Annotated in this window: 16 protein-coding genes; 15 read left to right on the top strand and 1 reads right to left on the bottom strand. The window is 68.1% G+C overall.

Features of this window, described 5'->3' with window-relative positions; all coding sequences use genetic code 11:
* Nucleotides 1-8: 8 nt before the first annotated feature.
* Nucleotides 9-554, top strand: a complete 546-nt coding sequence (locus M3G03_RS12405) for a PH domain-containing protein (protein WP_259810419.1) — start codon at nt 9-11, stop codon at nt 552-554.
* A 1-nt stretch (nt 555) separates the two neighbouring features.
* Here the strand turns inward: M3G03_RS12405 and M3G03_RS12400 are convergent, their stop codons facing one another.
* Nucleotides 556-1,128, bottom strand: a complete 573-nt coding sequence (locus M3G03_RS12400) for a hypothetical protein (RefSeq protein ID WP_259810417.1) — start codon at nt 1,126-1,128, stop codon at nt 556-558.
* Here M3G03_RS12400 and M3G03_RS12395 point away from each other — a divergent pair.
* From M3G03_RS12395 to tyrS, 14 genes are all read left to right on the top strand, one after another.
* Entirely contained in the window at nt 1,127-1,660 is a 534-nt protein-coding gene (locus M3G03_RS12395; RefSeq protein WP_259810415.1) for an SseB family protein, read from the top strand. The genes M3G03_RS12400 and M3G03_RS12395 overlap by 2 nt on opposite strands.
* 398 nt (nt 1,661-2,058) lie before the next feature.
* Entirely contained in the window at nt 2,059-2,754 is a 696-nt protein-coding gene (infC, locus tag M3G03_RS12390; protein WP_311197555.1) for a translation initiation factor IF-3, read from the top strand.
* Between the two features lie 82 nt (nt 2,755-2,836).
* A complete protein-coding gene (gene rpmI, locus M3G03_RS12385; RefSeq protein WP_259810413.1) occupies nt 2,837-3,043 on the top strand; it encodes a 50S ribosomal protein L35 in 207 nt (68 codons plus the stop codon).
* A 72-nt stretch (nt 3,044-3,115) separates the two neighbouring features.
* Nucleotides 3,116-3,481 (top strand): 50S ribosomal protein L20, encoded by a 366-nt coding sequence (rplT, locus tag M3G03_RS12380; protein WP_259810411.1) that lies wholly within the window; start codon nt 3,116-3,118, stop codon nt 3,479-3,481.
* Nucleotides 3,482-3,500: 19 nt separating this feature from the next.
* A complete protein-coding gene (locus M3G03_RS12375) occupies nt 3,501-4,331 on the top strand; it encodes an RNA methyltransferase (RefSeq protein ID WP_259810409.1) in 831 nt (276 codons plus the stop codon).
* 40 nt (nt 4,332-4,371) lie between these two features.
* A complete protein-coding gene (gene pheS / locus M3G03_RS12370) occupies nt 4,372-5,484 on the top strand; it encodes a phenylalanine--tRNA ligase subunit alpha (RefSeq protein WP_259810407.1) in 1,113 nt (370 codons plus the stop codon).
* Nucleotides 5,481-8,009 carry a phenylalanine--tRNA ligase subunit beta gene (pheT, locus tag M3G03_RS12365; RefSeq protein ID WP_259810405.1) on the top strand — a complete coding sequence of 843 codons (2,529 nt, stop codon included), beginning with the start codon at nt 5,481-5,483 and terminating at the stop codon, nt 8,007-8,009. Before pheS ends, pheT begins: the two co-directional genes overlap by 4 nt.
* Before the next feature lie 70 nt (nt 8,010-8,079).
* A complete protein-coding gene (gene argC / locus M3G03_RS12360) occupies nt 8,080-9,108 on the top strand; it encodes an N-acetyl-gamma-glutamyl-phosphate reductase (protein ID WP_259810403.1) in 1,029 nt (342 codons plus the stop codon).
* 14 nt (nt 9,109-9,122) lie between these two features.
* Nucleotides 9,123-10,376 carry a bifunctional glutamate N-acetyltransferase/amino-acid acetyltransferase ArgJ gene (gene argJ / locus M3G03_RS12355; protein WP_259810401.1) on the top strand — a complete coding sequence of 418 codons (1,254 nt, stop codon included), beginning with the start codon at nt 9,123-9,125 and terminating at the stop codon, nt 10,374-10,376.
* Entirely contained in the window at nt 10,373-11,311 is a 939-nt protein-coding gene (gene argB, locus M3G03_RS12350) for an acetylglutamate kinase (protein ID WP_259810399.1), read from the top strand. Before argJ ends, argB begins: the two co-directional genes overlap by 4 nt.
* Nucleotides 11,308-12,552, top strand: coding sequence for an acetylornithine transaminase (locus M3G03_RS12345; protein ID WP_259810397.1), 1,245 nt, complete (start codon nt 11,308-11,310; stop codon nt 12,550-12,552). The genes argB and M3G03_RS12345 overlap by 4 nt, the downstream gene beginning before the upstream one ends.
* Nucleotides 12,553-12,559: 7 nt before the next feature.
* Nucleotides 12,560-13,048 (top strand): arginine repressor, encoded by a 489-nt coding sequence (locus M3G03_RS12340; RefSeq protein ID WP_259810395.1) that lies wholly within the window; start codon nt 12,560-12,562, stop codon nt 13,046-13,048.
* Nucleotides 13,049-13,067: 19 nt separating this feature from the next.
* Nucleotides 13,068-14,537 carry an argininosuccinate lyase gene (argH, locus tag M3G03_RS12335; protein ID WP_259810393.1) on the top strand — a complete coding sequence of 490 codons (1,470 nt, stop codon included), beginning with the start codon at nt 13,068-13,070 and terminating at the stop codon, nt 14,535-14,537.
* A gap of 10 nt (nt 14,538-14,547) precedes the next feature.
* Nucleotides 14,548-15,804 carry a tyrosine--tRNA ligase gene (gene tyrS / locus M3G03_RS12330; RefSeq protein WP_259810392.1) on the top strand — a complete coding sequence of 419 codons (1,257 nt, stop codon included), beginning with the start codon at nt 14,548-14,550 and terminating at the stop codon, nt 15,802-15,804.
* Nucleotides 15,805-16,275 lie beyond the last annotated feature (471 nt).

Genomic DNA, 16,275 nt, shown 5'->3' with positions numbered 1-16,275 from the left:
GGTCCGACATGGAGAACAACCCCCCGGAGAACCGGCCCGTGGGCAACCCCACGATCCATCCCCTCCAGCCCGGCGAGCGGCGCGTGTTCTACTCCCCGCCGGTCCTGCGCACCTCGATCATCCTCAGCGTGATGCTGCTCGTCGTCTTCGTCGGCCTGTGGTTCATGCTCGAGAAGGAGATCCGCGCCCTGTTCACATGGCCGCAGATCGGCACACTGATCTTCTTCATGGCGGTGATGTGGGCCATCATGCTGGGCGTCGGCTTCTCACGCCTGGTGGCGACCGCCAACGGGCTCGACGTGCGCAACTGGTTCATCAACCGCCACTTCGACTGGGACCAGGTGCTGGGCATCAGCTTCGGCGCCGGTGACTCCTGGCCCTACCTGCAGCTTCGCCCCACCGACCGCGACCCGGAGCCCAGCTACATGGTGCTTGGCATCCAGCGGGCCGAGGGCGAGGAGGCGATGGACCGCGTGCGCGAGGTTCGTGCACTGATCAACGCCCATCACGCCCACATCGCCCCCGACGGGGTCGCCGGGGACCAGGACGCCTGACTCACTCGATCCCACGCTTGCGAAGCAGCGCCTCGATCTCGGCGTCCTCGTCGTCCAGTCCCTTGGCGCTGGCAGGCTTGGCCCGCGTCACAGGGGTGGTTGTCGTCGCCGAATCTGCGGGCGCGGCGCCCCCCACGGCGGGACGTCTGCCAGCAGCAGGACGCCCGGTTTCCACGGCCGGCCCCGACTTCTCCGCCCGGGCCAGACGCAGCTGCCGTGACTCCTCGCGGGTACGGGGCTTGACCAGGGAGGCCGCGATGAACAGCACCGCCCCCAGCGCCAGGACGATCAGCCCGGCGGTCATCAGGGTGTCGACGGTGGTGTCACGGAAGAAGCGGTAGACACCCTTCGCTCCGCTGACGAGCAGTTCCATGATGCCGCTGAGCTGCAGACCGATGGGGATGAGGGTGAGCCCGAGGCCCTGCATCAGGTGGCGGGTGCCTCGAAGGCGCTGCTGGCCGAGGACGGTCCAGCCCAGCGCCATCACGGCGGTGACGGCGGTGACGATGATGGCGATCGTGGCATTGTCCATGGCCTCAGCCAACCACAGCGGGGGCGATACGGTGGGGCGCATGGCCGATCCGACGCTTCCCGAACACCTTCGCACCCTCGCCCAGCCCAACCAGCGGTGGCTGGGGGACGCCGGTGACCCGGATCCGGTGGTGCGCCAGGCACTTGCTCGAAGCGAGGCGCAGGACCCTGACCCCCACACGGCCTACCTCCGCGCCGTGGCCGCCCTGGGTGGCGCGCGGCTCCTGATGCCGATCGTGGCCAGCGGTGGCGACTCGATGGACAGACCCGACCCCGATCGACACGCCGAGATGGCCGCCGTGAGCGTCCAGAACGCCGCCGGGGAACGGGCCCTGCTCGCCTTCACCGGCCTGGACGCCCTGCGCACCTGGCGTGATGATGCCCGCCCCGTGCCCGGTTCCCTCGATGAGGTCGCAGCGACGGTCGGTGAAGCAGCCTGCCAGGCTCTCCTGGTGGACGCGGCCGGGCCCCACCCCTTCGTGATCGAGTCCGACCTGGTCGCCGAGCTGGCAGCCGGGCGCCGGCTCGTGCAACTGGAGGACGGGGGCTTCGGCTGGATGTTCCTTCAGGGATGACCGGCCGCGTCCTTCTTCTCCCACAGGAACTGCGGGGTGGTGACGAACAGGGCGGCGGCGACCCCGACCAAGGCCAGCTGCCGGCGCAGGGGAGGTTGACCGAAAGACGTCAGGCGCCGCCAGCGAGGTAGCGGGGGAGCGATTTCGCTGCAGCGACGTGATGACGTAGAATCTTTCGAGGTGACCAGTCCACGTGACCGGTCCAGTCGAAGTGAAGGCCTGACCTTCCACCCGCCTCGAGTCCGGCTCGACGGGTTAGATCCCCTGTCACTGCATCCCAGCAGTCGCAGGCAAGGGACGCCCACGCGTCCCCGTGGACGTTCAGGCCTTCGCGTGCGCGGAGGCCTTTTTCGCGTCCCGGCTGGAGCACACGGGGCGGGACACATGACACCAACTTCCTGGGAGGGACTATCAGCACCGAAGCTCGTATCAACGAACGAATCCGCGTACCCGAGGTCCGACTCGTCGGTCCCAAGGGCGAACAGGTCGGCATCGTTCGTATCGAACAGGCTCTTCAGCTCGCCCGTGAGCACGACCTCGACCTGGTCGAGGTGGCACCCCAGGCGCGCCCGCCTGTCGCCAAGCTCATGGACTACGGCAAGTTCAAGTACGAGAACGCCCAGAAGGCCCGCGAGTCGCGTCGCAACCAGACGAACACCATCATCAAGGAGATGAAGCTTCGTCCCAAGATCGACGAGCACGACTACGAGACCAAGAAGGGCCACGTCGTCCGCTTCCTCAAGGCCGGCGACAAGGTCAAGATCACGATCATGTTCCGTGGACGCGAGCAGTCGCGACCGGAGTTGGGCGTGAACCTGCTCAACAAGCTGGCTGAGGACATCGCCGAGTTCGGCTTCGTCGAGTCGGCTCCGAAGCTGGACGGGCGCAACATGCTGATGGTGCTCGCGCCCACCCGCAAGAAGACCGAAGCGCGTGCCGACGTGGCCGCCGAGCGTGACCGCCGCATGGCCGAGCGCAAGGCTGCCCAGGACGCGGAGCGCGAGGTCGAAGCCGAACTGCGTGCGTCCCACCAGCCCGCGGCCAAGAAGAAGAGGGGGCCTGCCGACAACATGGACCCCGACATCGACCTCTGATCCATCCTCTGCCCGGAGGACAGACCGACAAGCCTTCATCCCCGTCAGGGGGGGGAGCAACAGTGATAGAAGGAGCGGCACCATGCCGAAGATGAAGACCCATTCTGGCGCCAAGAAGCGCTTCAGGCTGACTGGCACTGGCAAGGTCATGCACCGCAAGGCCGGCAAGATGCACCTCAACGAGCACAAGCCCTCGACCCGCACTCGCCGTCTGGATGGCGACGCCGTCCTGGAGAAGGGTGACGCCAAGAAGGTCAAGAAGCTCCTCGGCGCCTACAAGACCCGCTGACGCGAGCGTTCCCTTCATCCCCATCCATGACCGGCCTGCTGCCGGACACCCTTTCGTTCAAGGAGAACCACCATGGCACGCGTCAAGCGTTCTGTGAATGCCCAGAAGAAGCGCCGCGAGGTCCTCGAGCTCGCCTCCGGCTACCGTGGACAGCGTTCGCGCCTGTACCGCAAGGCCAAGGAGCAGATGCTCCACTCGGCCACCTACTCCTACCGTGACCGTCGCGCCAAGAAGGGCGACTTCCGCGGCCTGTGGATCCAGCGCATCAACGCCGCTGCCCGCGCCGAGGGCATGACCTACAACCGCTTCATCTCCGGTCTGAAGAACGCCGGCATCGAGGTGGACCGCAAGATCCTGGCCGATCTCGCCGTCACTGACCAGGCCGCTTTCGCCGCCCTGGTGCAGACCGCCAAGGACAACCAGCCCGCCGCTGCCTGAGTGCCGGTCATTGGTTGACATGCCGCCTTCTGGCACCCACGAGCCGACCGCAGGGGGTGCGCAGGATCTTGAACTGATCCCGCGCTCGCACCTGCGGTCGGCCCGTCGTCTTCTCCAGCGCCGTGGCCGCGACGAGACCGGACGCTTCCTCGTCGAAGGCGTCCAGGCCGTCCGCGAGGCGCTGTTGCACGGGCATCTGGTCGAATCCCTGGTCCTGACCGACACCGTGCGCCATGCCGAGCTGCTCGGCATCGGCGACCCCGAGTCGGTGTGGCTGGCCTCCGATGAGGACGCCGACCAGCTCAGCGACACGGTGACCTCGCAGGGCGTCTTCGCGATCTGCCGGCAGCTGTCCGCCACGTGGGCGGATGTGCCCGATCCGCGTCTGGTGGTGATCTGCGCCCAGGTGCGCGATCCGGGCAATGCCGGCACCGTGATCCGATGCGCCGACGCCTTCGGGGCCGACGCCGTCGTGCTCACCAAGGGGTCAGTCGAACTGCACAACCCCAAGGCGGTGCGTTCCTCGGTGGGTAGCATCTTCCACCTGCCCGTCATCACTGGCGTCGACCTGGCCGAGGTGGTCAGCCTCCTGCATGACAAGGGCCTGCAGGTGCTCGCCGCAGACGGCGGCGGTGCCAGCCTGGACGACCTGGCCCGGCAGGACCAGCTCTCCCGCCCCACCGCCTGGATCATGGGCAACGAGGCCTGGGGACTGCCCCAGGAGGAGCGCTCGCTGGCCGACCAGGTCGTGGGCGTTCCGATGTGGGGCCAGGCCGAATCACTCAATCTTTCGACGGCTGCTGCGGTGTGTCTCTATGCCACGGCCAGCGCCCAGCGCTCGAAATCCTGAGCTGGACGCCCCCGCACAGCTTGATCTACGAGGAGGACCCATGAGCGGGCCGAACACGAACTATGACCCGGTGCAGGTCACGCCGCTGAACGCCGACGAGGTGGAGCGCATGGTGGCCGAGGCACTGGCTGCGATCCAGGCCGCTGGCGACACCGCCGCCCTGAAGGCTGCGCGCCTCGACCATGCCGGTGAGCGCTCCCCGCTGGCTCTGGCCAACCGCGAGATCGGGGCCCTTCCGCCCCAGGCCCGCAAAGAGGCTGGCCAGCGCGTCGGCCAGGCCCGCGGCCAGGTGAACAAGGCCATCGCCGCCCGCGAGGTCGAGCTCAAGGCTGTCGAGCTGGAGCAGCGACTGGCGTCCGAGACGGTGGACATGACCGTGCCGGTGGACGTCCACCCGGTCGGTGCCCTGCATCCCGTGACGGCGCTGATGGACATGATGGTCGACGTCTTCGTCTCGATGGGCTGGGAGCTGGCTGAAGGCCCTGAGCTCGAGACCGAATGGTTCAACTTCGACGCCCTCAACCTGCACCCGGACCACCCCGCGCGTGCCCTGGCCGACACCCTGTGGATCGACCCGGTCGAGGACGGCAAGCTGCTGCGCACCTCGACCTCCCCGGTGCAGGTGCACACCATGCTGGAACGCCGCGAACCCCCGATCTACATCGTCAGCCCCGGCAAGGTGTACCGGGCTGATGAGTACGACGCCACCCACCTGCCGGTCTTCCACCAGATCGAGGGCCTGTGCGTGGACAAGGGCATCACCATGGCCCATCTGCGCGGCACCCTGGATCACTTCGCCCGCGCCATGTTCGGGGATGTGCGCACCCGCATGCGTCCGCACTACTTCCCTTTCACAGAGCCCAGCGCCGAGGTCGACCTGGAGTGCTTCGTCTGTCACGGTGAGTCCGTGGGAAACCCCGACCGTCCCTGCCGGACCTGCAAGTCCGAGGGGTGGATCGAGTGGGGCGGCTGCGGTGTGGTGAACCCGCGCGTCCTGCGTGCCGCCGGCATCGACCCGGAGGTGTATTCCGGCTTTGCCTTCGGCATGGGCGTGGACCGCACCGTCATGTTCCGCAACTCCGCCACCGACCTGCGTGACTTCGTCGAGGGCGACATCCGCTTCAGCCGTTCCCTGCTCGGAGGTGCCCGATGAAGGTTCCCGTTTCCTGGCTCCGTGAGCTGGTCGAGTTGCCCACCGAGGTGGGGACCGCCGACCTGGCTGCCCGCCTCACCGACACCGGCCTGACCGTCGAACGCATCGAGACCATCGGCGGCGAGGTCAGAGGTCCTGTCGTGATCGGCCGTGTCCTCTCCCGCACCCCTGAGCCCCAGAAGAACGGCAAGGTCGTCAACTGGTGTCGCGTCGACGTCGGCCCCACCTTCGTGGACGCCGAGGACCCCCGCAACAAGGAGGATGGCGTCGAGGGGCGCGGCATCATCTGTGGCGCCCACAACTTCGAGGCCGGTGACCTGGTCGTCGTCGCCCTGCCCGGTGCCACCCTGCCCGGTGGTTTCGAGATCGCTGCGCGCAAGACCTATGGCCACGTCTCCGACGGCATGATCTGCGCCTCCGACGAGCTCGGTCTGGGTGGCGACCACGACGGCATCATTGTCATCGACCCCTCCCGCCCCGGGGCTGAGCCCGGCGCCGACGCCATGGAGGTCCTGGCCGCACGCGCCGAAGTGCTGGAGGTCGACGTCACCACCGACCTGGGCTACTGCCTGTCCATGCGCGGCGTTGGACGCGAGGCCGCCCAGGCCTTCGCCCTACCTTTCCGCGACCCCTACCGTCCCGTGGCCGTCGAGCCGAGCCAGGCCGGTCACCCGGTCCAGCTCGATGACCCCGCATGCCCCCACTTCGTCACGCTGACCATTGACGAGGTCGACCCAGCCGCTGAGACCCCGGAGTGGATGGTGCGCCGCCTGGAACAAGCCGGCATGCGCTCGATTTCGGTGCTGGTCGACATCACCAACTACGTCATGCTCGAGTCCGGGCAGCCGCTGCATGCCTACGATGCCGCAAAGCTGCAGGGCCCGATCGTGGTGCGGAAGGCGCAGGAGGGGGAGACCCTGGTCACCCTCGACGACACCACCCGCCAGCTGGACGCCGATGACCTGCTCATCACCGACCAGTCCGGCCCCATCGGCCTGGCTGGCGTCATGGGTGGGGCCAGCACCGAGGTGGGTCCCGAGACCCGCACCATCGTGCTGGAGGCCGCCCACTTCGACGCCCAGACCATCGGCCGCGCAATGCGTCGCCACAAGCTGTTCTCCGAGGCATCCAAGCGGTTTGACCGGGGCGTGGACCCGGCCCTACCGCTGGCCGCCGCCCGACGCGCCGCCGCACTGATGGCCGAACTCGCCGGCGGTCGCGTGCTGCCCGAGGAGACCATCGCCGGTGCCGTACCCGCCATGCCGCGCCAGGACATCCGCGCCGACCTGCCCGAGAAGGTGCTGGGGTTCCCGATCACGCGCGAGAAGGTCATCGCCACCTTGGAAAAGTCCGGCGTGCACGTGACTGCCATGGGTGACTCGCTGACCCTGGTCCCGCCGACCTGGCGCCCGGACCTGGTGGATGCCTACGACTACGTCGAAGAGGTTGGCTGCAAGCTCGGCTACCACCTCATCCCTTCGGCGACCCCACCCTCGCGCGTGGGGTCCGGCCTGACGCCGGCCCAGAAAGCGCGTCGCCAAGTGCTGGCTGCCGCTGCCGCCGCCGGGTTCGTGGAGCAGATCACGCTGCCGTTCGTCTCTGCGGAGCAGATCAGCAAGCTCGGAGTGCCGGAGGGCGACCCTCGCCGTGACCTGGTGACCATCGCCAATGCGCTGGACGACACCCACGGCCACCTTCGTACCACCCTGCTGCCGGGGCTGTTCGCCGCCGTGGCCCGCAACACCAGCCGTAGCAATGACGACCTGGCCCTCTTCGAGTCCGGCCGTGTGTTCATCGGTGCCGAGCGACCCGCGGCGCCGCGTCCCTCGGTCGAGAACCGTCCCACGGAGGCCGACCTGGAGCAGATGGCTGCGTCCCTGCCGGACCAGCCGCGCCTGCTGGCGGCCGTGGTCACGGGCTCGTGGACGCCTGCCGGGTGGGTCGGCAACAGCTGGAATGCTGCCGCCGCTCCAGCCGAGTGGACCCACGTGGTCGCTCTCGCCGAACAGTGCGCCTCGGCACTGGGCATCCAGCTCACTCGTCGCCAGGCCCAGGTCGCCCCGTGGCACCCCGGGCGCTGCACCGAGCTCCTGGTCAACGGCGAGGTCATCGGCTGCGCCGGGGAGCTCCACCCCGATGTGATCGACGCCTTCGACCTCCCGGTTCGCACCGCCGCCGTCGAGTTCGATGTGGACGCACTCATCGCGGCGGCCCCCGAGCCCGGCACCATCGCCCCGCTGAGCCCGTTCCCGGTCGCCAAGGAGGACGTCGCGCTGGTGGTGGAGTCGTCGGTGGCCTCCGAGGACGTCCGCAAGGCGTTGGTGGAGGGTGCCGGTGAACTGCTGGAGTCGGTGCGCCTGTTCGACATCTACACCGGCCATCAGGTGGGGGAGGGCAAGAAGTCCTTGGCCTACGCCATGCGATTCCGCGGGGATCGGACGCTCACTGATGGCGAGGCTGCAGCGGCTCGTGATGCTGCGGTGGCGGTGGCCACCGAGCGCTTCGGGGCTGTGCTTCGGGCGTGACGCGGCGTGGCAGCGTCTCCGCCACCGACTCGCATTGGAATAACTATTCCATCCGTGCAATAGTTATTCCATGTTCACAGTAGCGGTGGCCGGCTGCACCGGCTATGCAGGGGGAGAGGTGCTCCGGGTTCTGCTCGGGCACCCGGAGGTCGAGATTGGAGCGCTGACGGCGCACTCCAGCGCGGGATCCCGTCTCGGTGAGCACCACCCGCACCTGGCGCCGCTGGCGGACCGCGAGGTGCTGCCGACCACCGTGGAGAACCTCTCCGGCCACGACGTGGTGTTCCTGGCGCTGCCGCATGGTGCCTCGGCCGAGGTAGCCGCCCACCTTGGCGATGATGTGCTGGTCATCGACGCCGGAGCCGACCATCGCCTCAAGGACGCTGCCGAGTGGGAAGCGTTCTATCACAGCCCCCACGCCGGGACCTGGCCCTACGGACTCCCCGAGCTGCCCGGCCAGCGTGAGGTGCTCGCAGGCACGAAGCGGGTCGCGGTGCCCGGCTGCTACCCGACCACGGCCACCCTCGCGCTCATGCCCGCCATGGTGGCAGGGCTCATCACGGGCCAGGACGTCACGGTCTCAGCAGCCAGCGGGTCATCCGGCGCTGGCAAGACGGCCAAGCCGAACCTGCTGGGTGCTGAACTCTTCGGCTCCGCCAGCGCCTATGGCGTCGGGGGAGTCCACCGCCACACCCCCGAGATCCTGCAGAACCTCCGCACCCTGGGCGCCGAGGAGCCGTCCATCTCGTTCACTCCCATGCTGGTGCCGATGGCCCGCGGGATCCTGGCCGTCTGCACGGCGCCTCTGACCGGCGGTGTCACCGCCGAGCAGGTTCGCACCACCTATGAGCAGGCCTTTGCCCAGGAGAGCTTCGTGCACCTGCTGCCCGAGGGTCAGTGGCCGATGAGCCAGTCCGTGGTGGGTTCCAATCTGGTCCTGGTGCAGGTGACTGTCGACCCATCGGTGAACCGACTGGTCGCCGTCGCCACGCTGGACAATCTCACCAAGGGCACTGCGGGTGGCGCGGTCCAGTCGATGAACCTTGCCCTCGGGCTGCCCGAAACCTCGGGCCTGCCGATGGTGGGGGTGGCCCCGTGAGTAGCGTTGCGGTGATGGCGCCACAGAACCCTCCCCATCGTGACCGGCTTGGCTCCTCGGATGCCACCGGCGACACCTTCGTCCTCGACGTCCCCGGGCCTGGAGGCAGTGGACCGGGAGTCACCGGCCCCGCCGGCTTCCTCGCCGCCGGGGTCGCCGCCGGGCTGAAGAGTACCGGCAAGCGCGATGTCGCACTGGTGCAGAACATGGGTCCGCGTTTCGACGGGGCAGCAGTGTTCACGTCCAACCGGGTAACGGCGGCCCCGGTCGTCCATTCCCGCACTGTCATCGCCGATGGACAGGTCAAGGCCGTCGTCCTCAACTCCGGCGGCGCGAATGCCTGCACCGGCGACGGCGGTCTGGCCGATGCCCGCGAAACCGGACGCGTCACGGCTGACCTGCTGGGAACCGATCCCCACGACGTGGTCGTCTGCTCCACCGGGCTCATTGGCGTCCGACTGCCCATGCCCACCCTGCTCGAGGGCGTGCGCCAGGCTGCCGAGGCCCTGTCACCCGACGGGGGAGCGGCGGCGGCTGAGGCGATCATGACCACCGACACTGTGCCCAAGTCGGCCACGCTCACCCACGACAACGGATGGAAGGTCGGTGGCATGGCCAAGGGTGCCGGAATGCTCGCCCCGGGCCTTGCCACCATGCTCGTGGTGCTCACCACCGATGCCGTGATCGACGCCGGCGACCTGGACACCGCGCTTCGGGCAGCATCCAAGCTCACCTTCGACCGGCTCGATTCCGATGGCTGCATGTCCACCAACGACTCGGTCGTCGCCCTGGCCTCCGGGGCGTCCCAGGTCCCTGCCAGTGTGGGGGAGATGACCGACGCCCTGGTCGCGGTCTGCGGCCGGCTCGCCCGGATGATGATGGCCGACGCCGAAGGTGCTGAGCATGAGATCACCATCGAGGTGGTCAACGCGGCGACCGTCGAGGATGCCGTCGAGGTGGCCCGGACCATCTCCCGCAGCAATCTGTTCAAGACCGCCATCGCGGGCAATGACCCCAACTGGGGTCGGGCCCTGGCCGCCATCGGGACCACCGACGCCGAATTCGAACCAGACCAGATCGACGTCTCCTTCAATGGCGTGATGGTCTGTCAGGAGGGGGGCATCGGCGCGGACCGCTCCGAATGTGACCTCACCGGGCGCGAGGTCCACGTCCTGGTCGACCTCCACGCCGGCGACCAGAGCGCCTTCATCCTCACCAACGACCTCACCCACGGTTATGTCACCGAGAACGCGGACTACTCCTCATGAGCACTGAACAGCTCCCGACCACCAGCCGACGAGTACGCCAGGACGACCAGGACTCGCTGGTCCGCAAGGCATCCACCCTCATCGAGGCCCTGCCCTGGCTCACCGAATACGCCGGCAAGGTGATCGTCATCAAGTACGGCGGCAACGCCATGATCGATGAGGACCTCAAGCGCGCCTTCGCCGAGGACATCGTCTTCCTGCGGCGTTGCGGAGTCCTTCCCGTGGTGGTGCACGGAGGAGGGCCGCAGATCTCCTCCATGCTCAACCGTCTCGACATCGACTCCGAGTTCCGCGGCGGCTTTCGCGTCACCACCCCCGAGGCGATGGACGTCGTTCGCATGGTCCTCGTCGGCAAGGTCGGGCGCGAGTTGGTGGGGCTCATCAACGCCCACGGGCCGCTTGCGATCGGCATGTCCGGTGAGGACGGTGGCCTGCTCACCGCCACCCGCCGTGGCGTCGAGGTGGATGGCGAGGACCTCGACCTCGGCCTGGTCGGCGATGTTGCCCATGTGCGCGCCGACTCGATCCGTGACCTGCTGGAGGCCGGACGCATCCCGGTGATCGCGACGGTCGCGCCGGACGAGAACGGCCAGGTCTACAACGTCAACGCCGACACCGCCGCAGCCGCCCTGGCCAGCGCCCTGGGCGCGGAGCGGCTGGTCATGCTGACCGATGTCGCCGGCCTGTACGCGAACTGGCCCGACTCCGAGGACGTCATCACCCAGCTCAGCGCGCACGAACTGCACGACATGCTGCCCAGCCTGAGCTCCGGCATGGTGCCGAAGATGGAGGCCTGTCTGCGCGCGGTCACCCACGGCGTCCCCCGCGCGACGATCATCGACGGACGCGTGAAGCACTGCCTGCTCCTGGAGATCTTCACCGACGACGGCGTGGGGACGATGGTCTACGCCCACCCTGAGGAGGGTGCCCAATGAGCGAGTTCACCAACCCGGAGTTCACGAGTTCGGAGCTGACCCACGCCCCCGACGGGCAGGGCGCCCAGGCCGAGATCACCCACCGCTACTCGCGCGCGATGATGCAGACCTTCGCCACGCCGAAGCGAGTCTTCGTCCGTGGCGAGGGCATCCACCTCTGGGACGCCGAGGGCAATCGCCACCAGGACATGCTCTCCGGGCTTGCGGTGACCTCCCTCGGCCAGGCCCATCCGGCGGTCCTGTCCGCGGTCACCAGCCAGCTCTCGACCCTGGGGCATGTGTCCAACCTGTTTGCCACCCCCAGCCAGGTGGCCCTGGCCGAACGCCTCGTGAGCACCGTCCTGGCGGCTGAGCCCGGCACGGCGCGTGTCTTCTTCACCAACTCCGGCACCGAGGCCAACGAGGCCGCTTTCAAGGTCACCCGCCTCACTGGACGCACCAAGCTGGTCGCCATGGAGGGCAGCTTCCACGGGCGCACCGCCGCTGCTCTCGCCATCACCCACTCGCCGGCCTACCGGATACCCTTCGAGCCGCTCCCGGGCGAGGTCGTCTTCGTGCCCTACGGGGATCTCGATGCCCTGCGCGGGGCCGTGGACGACCAGACGGCGGCCGTCGTGATGGAGCCCATCCAGGGCGAGAACGGTGTCGTCGTCCCGCCACCGGGCTACCTGCAGGCCGTCCGCGAGCTCACCCGCCAGCACGGTGCCCTGCTCTGGATCGACGAGGTCCAGACCGGCATGGGCCGCACCGGCCAGTGGCTGGCCAGCGCTGGCGTCGAGGCCGACCTGGTCACCGTCGCCAAGGGACTGGGCAATGGGTTCCCCATCGGGGCGCTATTGGCCCGCGGTGGAGCGGCCACGCTGCTACAGCCCGGTCACCATGGCACCACCTTCGGGGGCAACCCCGTGGCGGCCATCGCCGGCCTGGCCGTGATGGCGGTGATCGAGCGCGACGAGCTGCTGGAGAATGCCCGGGCCCGCGGGGACCAGCTGGCGTCCGAGATCGAGGGACTGCCGCTGGTTGACCACGTGCGTGGTGCCGGGCTGCTGCGCGGCGTGCAGTTCATCGGTGACATCGCCGTCCGGGTCAATGATGCGCTACTGGAACGCGGGTTCATCACCAACGCCCCGCGTCCGTCGGTGCTCCGCGTGGCACCCCCGCTGATCATCACCGCCGAGCAGGTGACCGCCTTCACCACAGCGCTGGGCGAGGTCCTGGAAGCGATCGCGGGCGATGTCTGAGCGGGGGATGTCTGAGCGTCCCCTCTCACGCAGCGCGCGCCAGGCACTGGTGCAGCAGGTGCTGGAGTCGACACCTGTGGCGTCCCAGACCGAACTGGCCGACCTGCTGGCCGAGCGGGGCATCAGCGTCAGCCAGGGCACCATCTCCAAGGACCTCGTCGAGATCCGCGCGGTGCGCCGACGAGGCCCCGATGGGAGCCTGCGCTACGTGGTCGGCGAGGAGCCGACCGGGGACCAGGCCAGCCTGGAGAAGCTCATCAAGCTCTGCCAGGAAGTCCTGCTGGACGCCCAGGCCTCCGCCAACCTGGTCGTGACGCGGACGCCGCCGGGAGCGGCGCAGTACTTCGCCTCGGCCATCGACAAGGCCGCGATGGATGACGTTCTGGGCACCATTGCTGGCGACGACACCGTCCTGATCATCAGCAGCGATGCCGACGGGGGAGCCTCCGTCGCCGACCAACTATTGTCCTTCGCAGCAGGGCAGCGTCCCGCCTGAGGGCGACTCGGAAGGAACCATGAACACAGATCACCACGAAGGCGACCAGAACGTGAGTAACCAGCCGGGCGGCGACCACCAGGGCAAGCTGTGGGGAGGTCGGTTCGGTGGTGGCCCCGCCGAGGCGATGTTCGCGCTGTCCCAGTCCACCCAGTTCGACTGGAGACTCGCCCGCCACGACCTCGCCGGCTCCCGCGCGCACGCCATGGCGCTCCACCAGGCCGGCCTGCTGAGCGACGACGAGCTGACCCGGATGCACGAGGGGATCGCCGAGCTCGATGCCCGCGTGGCCGACGGGCGTTTCACCCCGTCGCCCACTGACGAGGACGTCCACGGCGCCCTCGAGCGCGGCCTGACCGAGATCGTCGGACCGGAGTTGGGCGGTCGCCTGCGCGCCGGAAGGTCGCGCAATGACCAGATCGCGACCCTGATTCGCTCCTGGCTTCGCGAGCAGGTCCGCCATCTCACTGCAGAGGTTGCGGGCGTGGTCGAGGCCCTGCGCGGCCAGGCCGAACGCAACCTCGGCGCCATCATGCCCGGACGCACCCACCTGCAGTCCGCCCAGCCCGTGCTGCTCAGTCACCACCTGCTCGCCCACGCCTGGCCACTGTTGCGCGACATCGAGCGCCTGCGAGACCTCGATGGACGCCTGGCCGTCAGCCCCTACGGTTCCGGAGCGCTGGCCGGAACCTCGCTGGGGCTCGATCCGGGACTGGTGGCCCGCGAGCTGGGATTCACCGTGTCGGTGCCCAACTCCATCGACGGCACCGCCGCCCGTGACCTGGTGAGCGAGGCCGCCTACGTACTCGCCCAGATCGGCGTCGACCTGTCCCGCCTCGCGGAGGACGTCATTCTCTGGTGCACCCACGAGTTCGGCTTCGCGACGCTGGACGACGCGTGGTCGACCGGTTCGAGCATCATGCCGCAGAAGAAGAATCCCGATGTCGCTGAACTGGCCCGTGGCAAGGCGGGGCGCCTCATCGGCAATCTCACGGGCCTGCTCGCGACCTTCAAGGGGTTGCCGCTGGCCTACAACCGAGACCTCCAGGAGGACAAGGAACCCATTTTCGATGGGGTCGACCAACTCCTCTTGCTGTTGCCGGCGGTCGCGGGCATGGTGTCCACCCTCACCTTCGATGGCGACCGGATGGCGACCCTGGCCCCCCGTGGGTTCTCGCTCGCCACCGACATGGCTGACTGGCTGGTCCGCGAGCGCGTCCCCTTCAGCGTCGCCCACGAAGTCGCCGGTCATGCGGTGCGCCAGTGTGAAGCCCAGGGGATCGAGCTGGAGCAGCTCACCCCCGAACAGCTCGCCGAGATCTCCCCGCATCTGGATGAGCGGGTGTTGGGCGTGCTCACGGCTGAGGGATCGGTGGCCTCGCGCAATGGGCGCGGTGGCACCGCCCCTGACCGCGTCCGAGAGCAGTTGGACGAGGTGGCGAGGGCGCTGGCCGGGGCGCGGGCATTTGCTGGTGATCAGCCCCGATAGGGTGACTGGCATGAATGCTGTCCTGGACGAACTGACCTGGCGCGGCCTGATCGCGCACTCCACCGACCTCGAGGCCATGGCCGAGCGGATGGACCAGGGTCCGGTCAGCTTCTATGTGGGCTTCGACCCGACAGGACCGAGCCTGCACATCGGCCACCTCATCCAGCTCGTCACCGCTCGCCGCCTGCAGGACGCAGGGCACAAGCCCGTGCTGCTGGTCGGTGGGGCCACTGGCCTGATCGGTGACCCCAAGGACACTGGCGAGCGCGTGATGAACTCGCCCGAGGTTGTGGCTGGTTGGGTGGAGCGCCTGCGTGACCAGGCTCGCCGCTTCGTCTCGTTCGAGGGTGAGAACGCGGCGACCATGGTCAACAACCTGGACTGGACAAGCCAGATGAACGTCGTGGAGTTCCTTCGCGACATCGGCAAGCACTTCCCGGTCAACCGCATGCTGGCCCGCGACATCGTCGCCAAGCGGCTCGAGGCCGGCATCTCCTTCACCGAGTTCAGCTACGTGCTCTTGCAGAGCATGGACTACCTGCAGTTGCACCGCCTCCACGGGGTCGACCTGCAGACCGGAGGCTCGGACCAGTGGGGGAACATCACCGCCGGCGTGGACCTGATCCGGCGTGTGACTGGCGACCACGTGCACGCCCTGTCCACTCCGCTCCTCACGAAGGCCGATGGCACCAAATTCGGCAAGACCGAAGGGGGAGGTATCTGGATCGACCCGGAGATGACCTCGCCGTACGCCTTCCACCAGTTCTTCCTGAACGCTGAGGACGCCAAGGTCATCGAGTACCTGAAGGTCTTCAGCCCACGTGGCCGTGAGGAGATCGACGAACTCGAAGCCCTGACGGCTTCGGAGCCTCACCGTCGTGCCGCACAACGTGCACTGGCCGACGACATCACCGACCTTGTCCACGGGCGCGAGGAGAGGGAGGCGGCGACCCAGGCCGCTGCAGCCCTGTTCGGGCGGGCAGAGTTGGATTCCCTCCCGGAGAGCACGCTGGCCCACGTGGCTCGCGAGGTTGGCGGGGGAGCGTTGCAGGGTGCTGAACTGCCCACTGTCGCGGAGGCCCTGCAGCGTGCCGGGGTCGTGGCGTCTCGCTCGGCCGGCCGACGCGCAATCGAGGAAGGCGGCGCCTACCTCAACAACCAGAAGGTGACCGACACCGATGCCGTGCTGAGCGAGCAGGACTTCCTCGCCGGCACGTGGGCGGTACTGCGCCGTGGGCGGCGCACCATCGGGCTCCTGCAGCGCTGATCCGCACCAGAACGGAGCCCCTTGCCACCCCAACGCGGCTTGACAAGGGGCTTCGCAGCTGTGACGGAGGTCACATCAGTCGGATTTGACGAGGTGGGGGCCTCCGCGTAATGTTTACCAAGCCCCAAGGGTGAGACGGACGAGGCGGAAACGCCCAGGACGGACCCGGGGCCACCCACACACATCTTGGACTGGGCGAAGCGTGTCTCCGAAAGGGAGCAGCCGAGGGCCCAGGACTGGAAGCGAGAAGGGTGAGGTCGTGACTGCGGCCAAACAACTACAGAATGGCCAAACAACGAGTGGATTTCGGTTCACCCATTGAGCGGCCAACCGGGAAACGGCGGGTTTGACAGCCCGATAACGACTCGGTAAAGTTACACGAGTTGCCCCAAGCGGAGGCCGGGAGGCTGAGGCGCGGGTCGCACCCGATTCTTGAGAACTCAACAGCGTGCTTAAAGTCAATGCCAATAA

Origin of the sequence: Aestuariimicrobium sp. p3-SID1156, from assembly GCF_025144225.1 — a bacterium.
In the GTDB taxonomy this organism is placed as follows: Bacteria; Actinomycetota; Actinomycetes; order Propionibacteriales; family Propionibacteriaceae; genus Aestuariimicrobium.
Note: the sequence above shows the minus strand (reverse complement) of the source record. Positions and strands in the feature narration are given on the sequence as shown.

Excerpts from the sequence above, each read along its gene's own strand:
- M3G03_RS12405 (WP_259810419.1), top strand. The coding sequence starts at position 9 with ATGGAGAACAACCCCCCGGAGAACCGGCCCGTGGGCAACCCCACGATC.
- M3G03_RS12395 (WP_259810415.1), top strand. The coding sequence starts at position 1,127 with ATGGCCGATCCGACGCTTCCCGAACACCTTCGCACCCTCGCCCAGCCC.
- M3G03_RS12400 (WP_259810417.1), bottom strand. The coding sequence starts at position 1,128 with ATGCGCCCCACCGTATCGCCCCCGCTGTGGTTGGCTGAGGCCATGGAC.
- rpmI (WP_259810413.1), top strand. The coding sequence starts at position 2,837 with ATGCCGAAGATGAAGACCCATTCTGGCGCCAAGAAGCGCTTCAGGCTG.
- rplT (WP_259810411.1), top strand. The coding sequence starts at position 3,116 with ATGGCACGCGTCAAGCGTTCTGTGAATGCCCAGAAGAAGCGCCGCGAG.
- M3G03_RS12375 (WP_259810409.1), top strand. The coding sequence starts at position 3,501 with ATGCCGCCTTCTGGCACCCACGAGCCGACCGCAGGGGGTGCGCAGGAT.
- pheS (WP_259810407.1), top strand. The coding sequence starts at position 4,372 with ATGAGCGGGCCGAACACGAACTATGACCCGGTGCAGGTCACGCCGCTG.
- pheT (WP_259810405.1), top strand. The coding sequence starts at position 5,481 with ATGAAGGTTCCCGTTTCCTGGCTCCGTGAGCTGGTCGAGTTGCCCACC.
- argC (WP_259810403.1), top strand. The coding sequence starts at position 8,080 with ATGTTCACAGTAGCGGTGGCCGGCTGCACCGGCTATGCAGGGGGAGAG.
- argJ (WP_259810401.1), top strand. The coding sequence starts at position 9,123 with ATGGCGCCACAGAACCCTCCCCATCGTGACCGGCTTGGCTCCTCGGAT.
- argB (WP_259810399.1), top strand. The coding sequence starts at position 10,373 with ATGAGCACTGAACAGCTCCCGACCACCAGCCGACGAGTACGCCAGGAC.
- M3G03_RS12345 (WP_259810397.1), top strand. The coding sequence starts at position 11,308 with ATGAGCGAGTTCACCAACCCGGAGTTCACGAGTTCGGAGCTGACCCAC.
- M3G03_RS12340 (WP_259810395.1), top strand. The coding sequence starts at position 12,560 with ATGTCTGAGCGTCCCCTCTCACGCAGCGCGCGCCAGGCACTGGTGCAG.
- argH (WP_259810393.1), top strand. The coding sequence starts at position 13,068 with ATGAACACAGATCACCACGAAGGCGACCAGAACGTGAGTAACCAGCCG.
- tyrS (WP_259810392.1), top strand. The coding sequence starts at position 14,548 with ATGAATGCTGTCCTGGACGAACTGACCTGGCGCGGCCTGATCGCGCAC.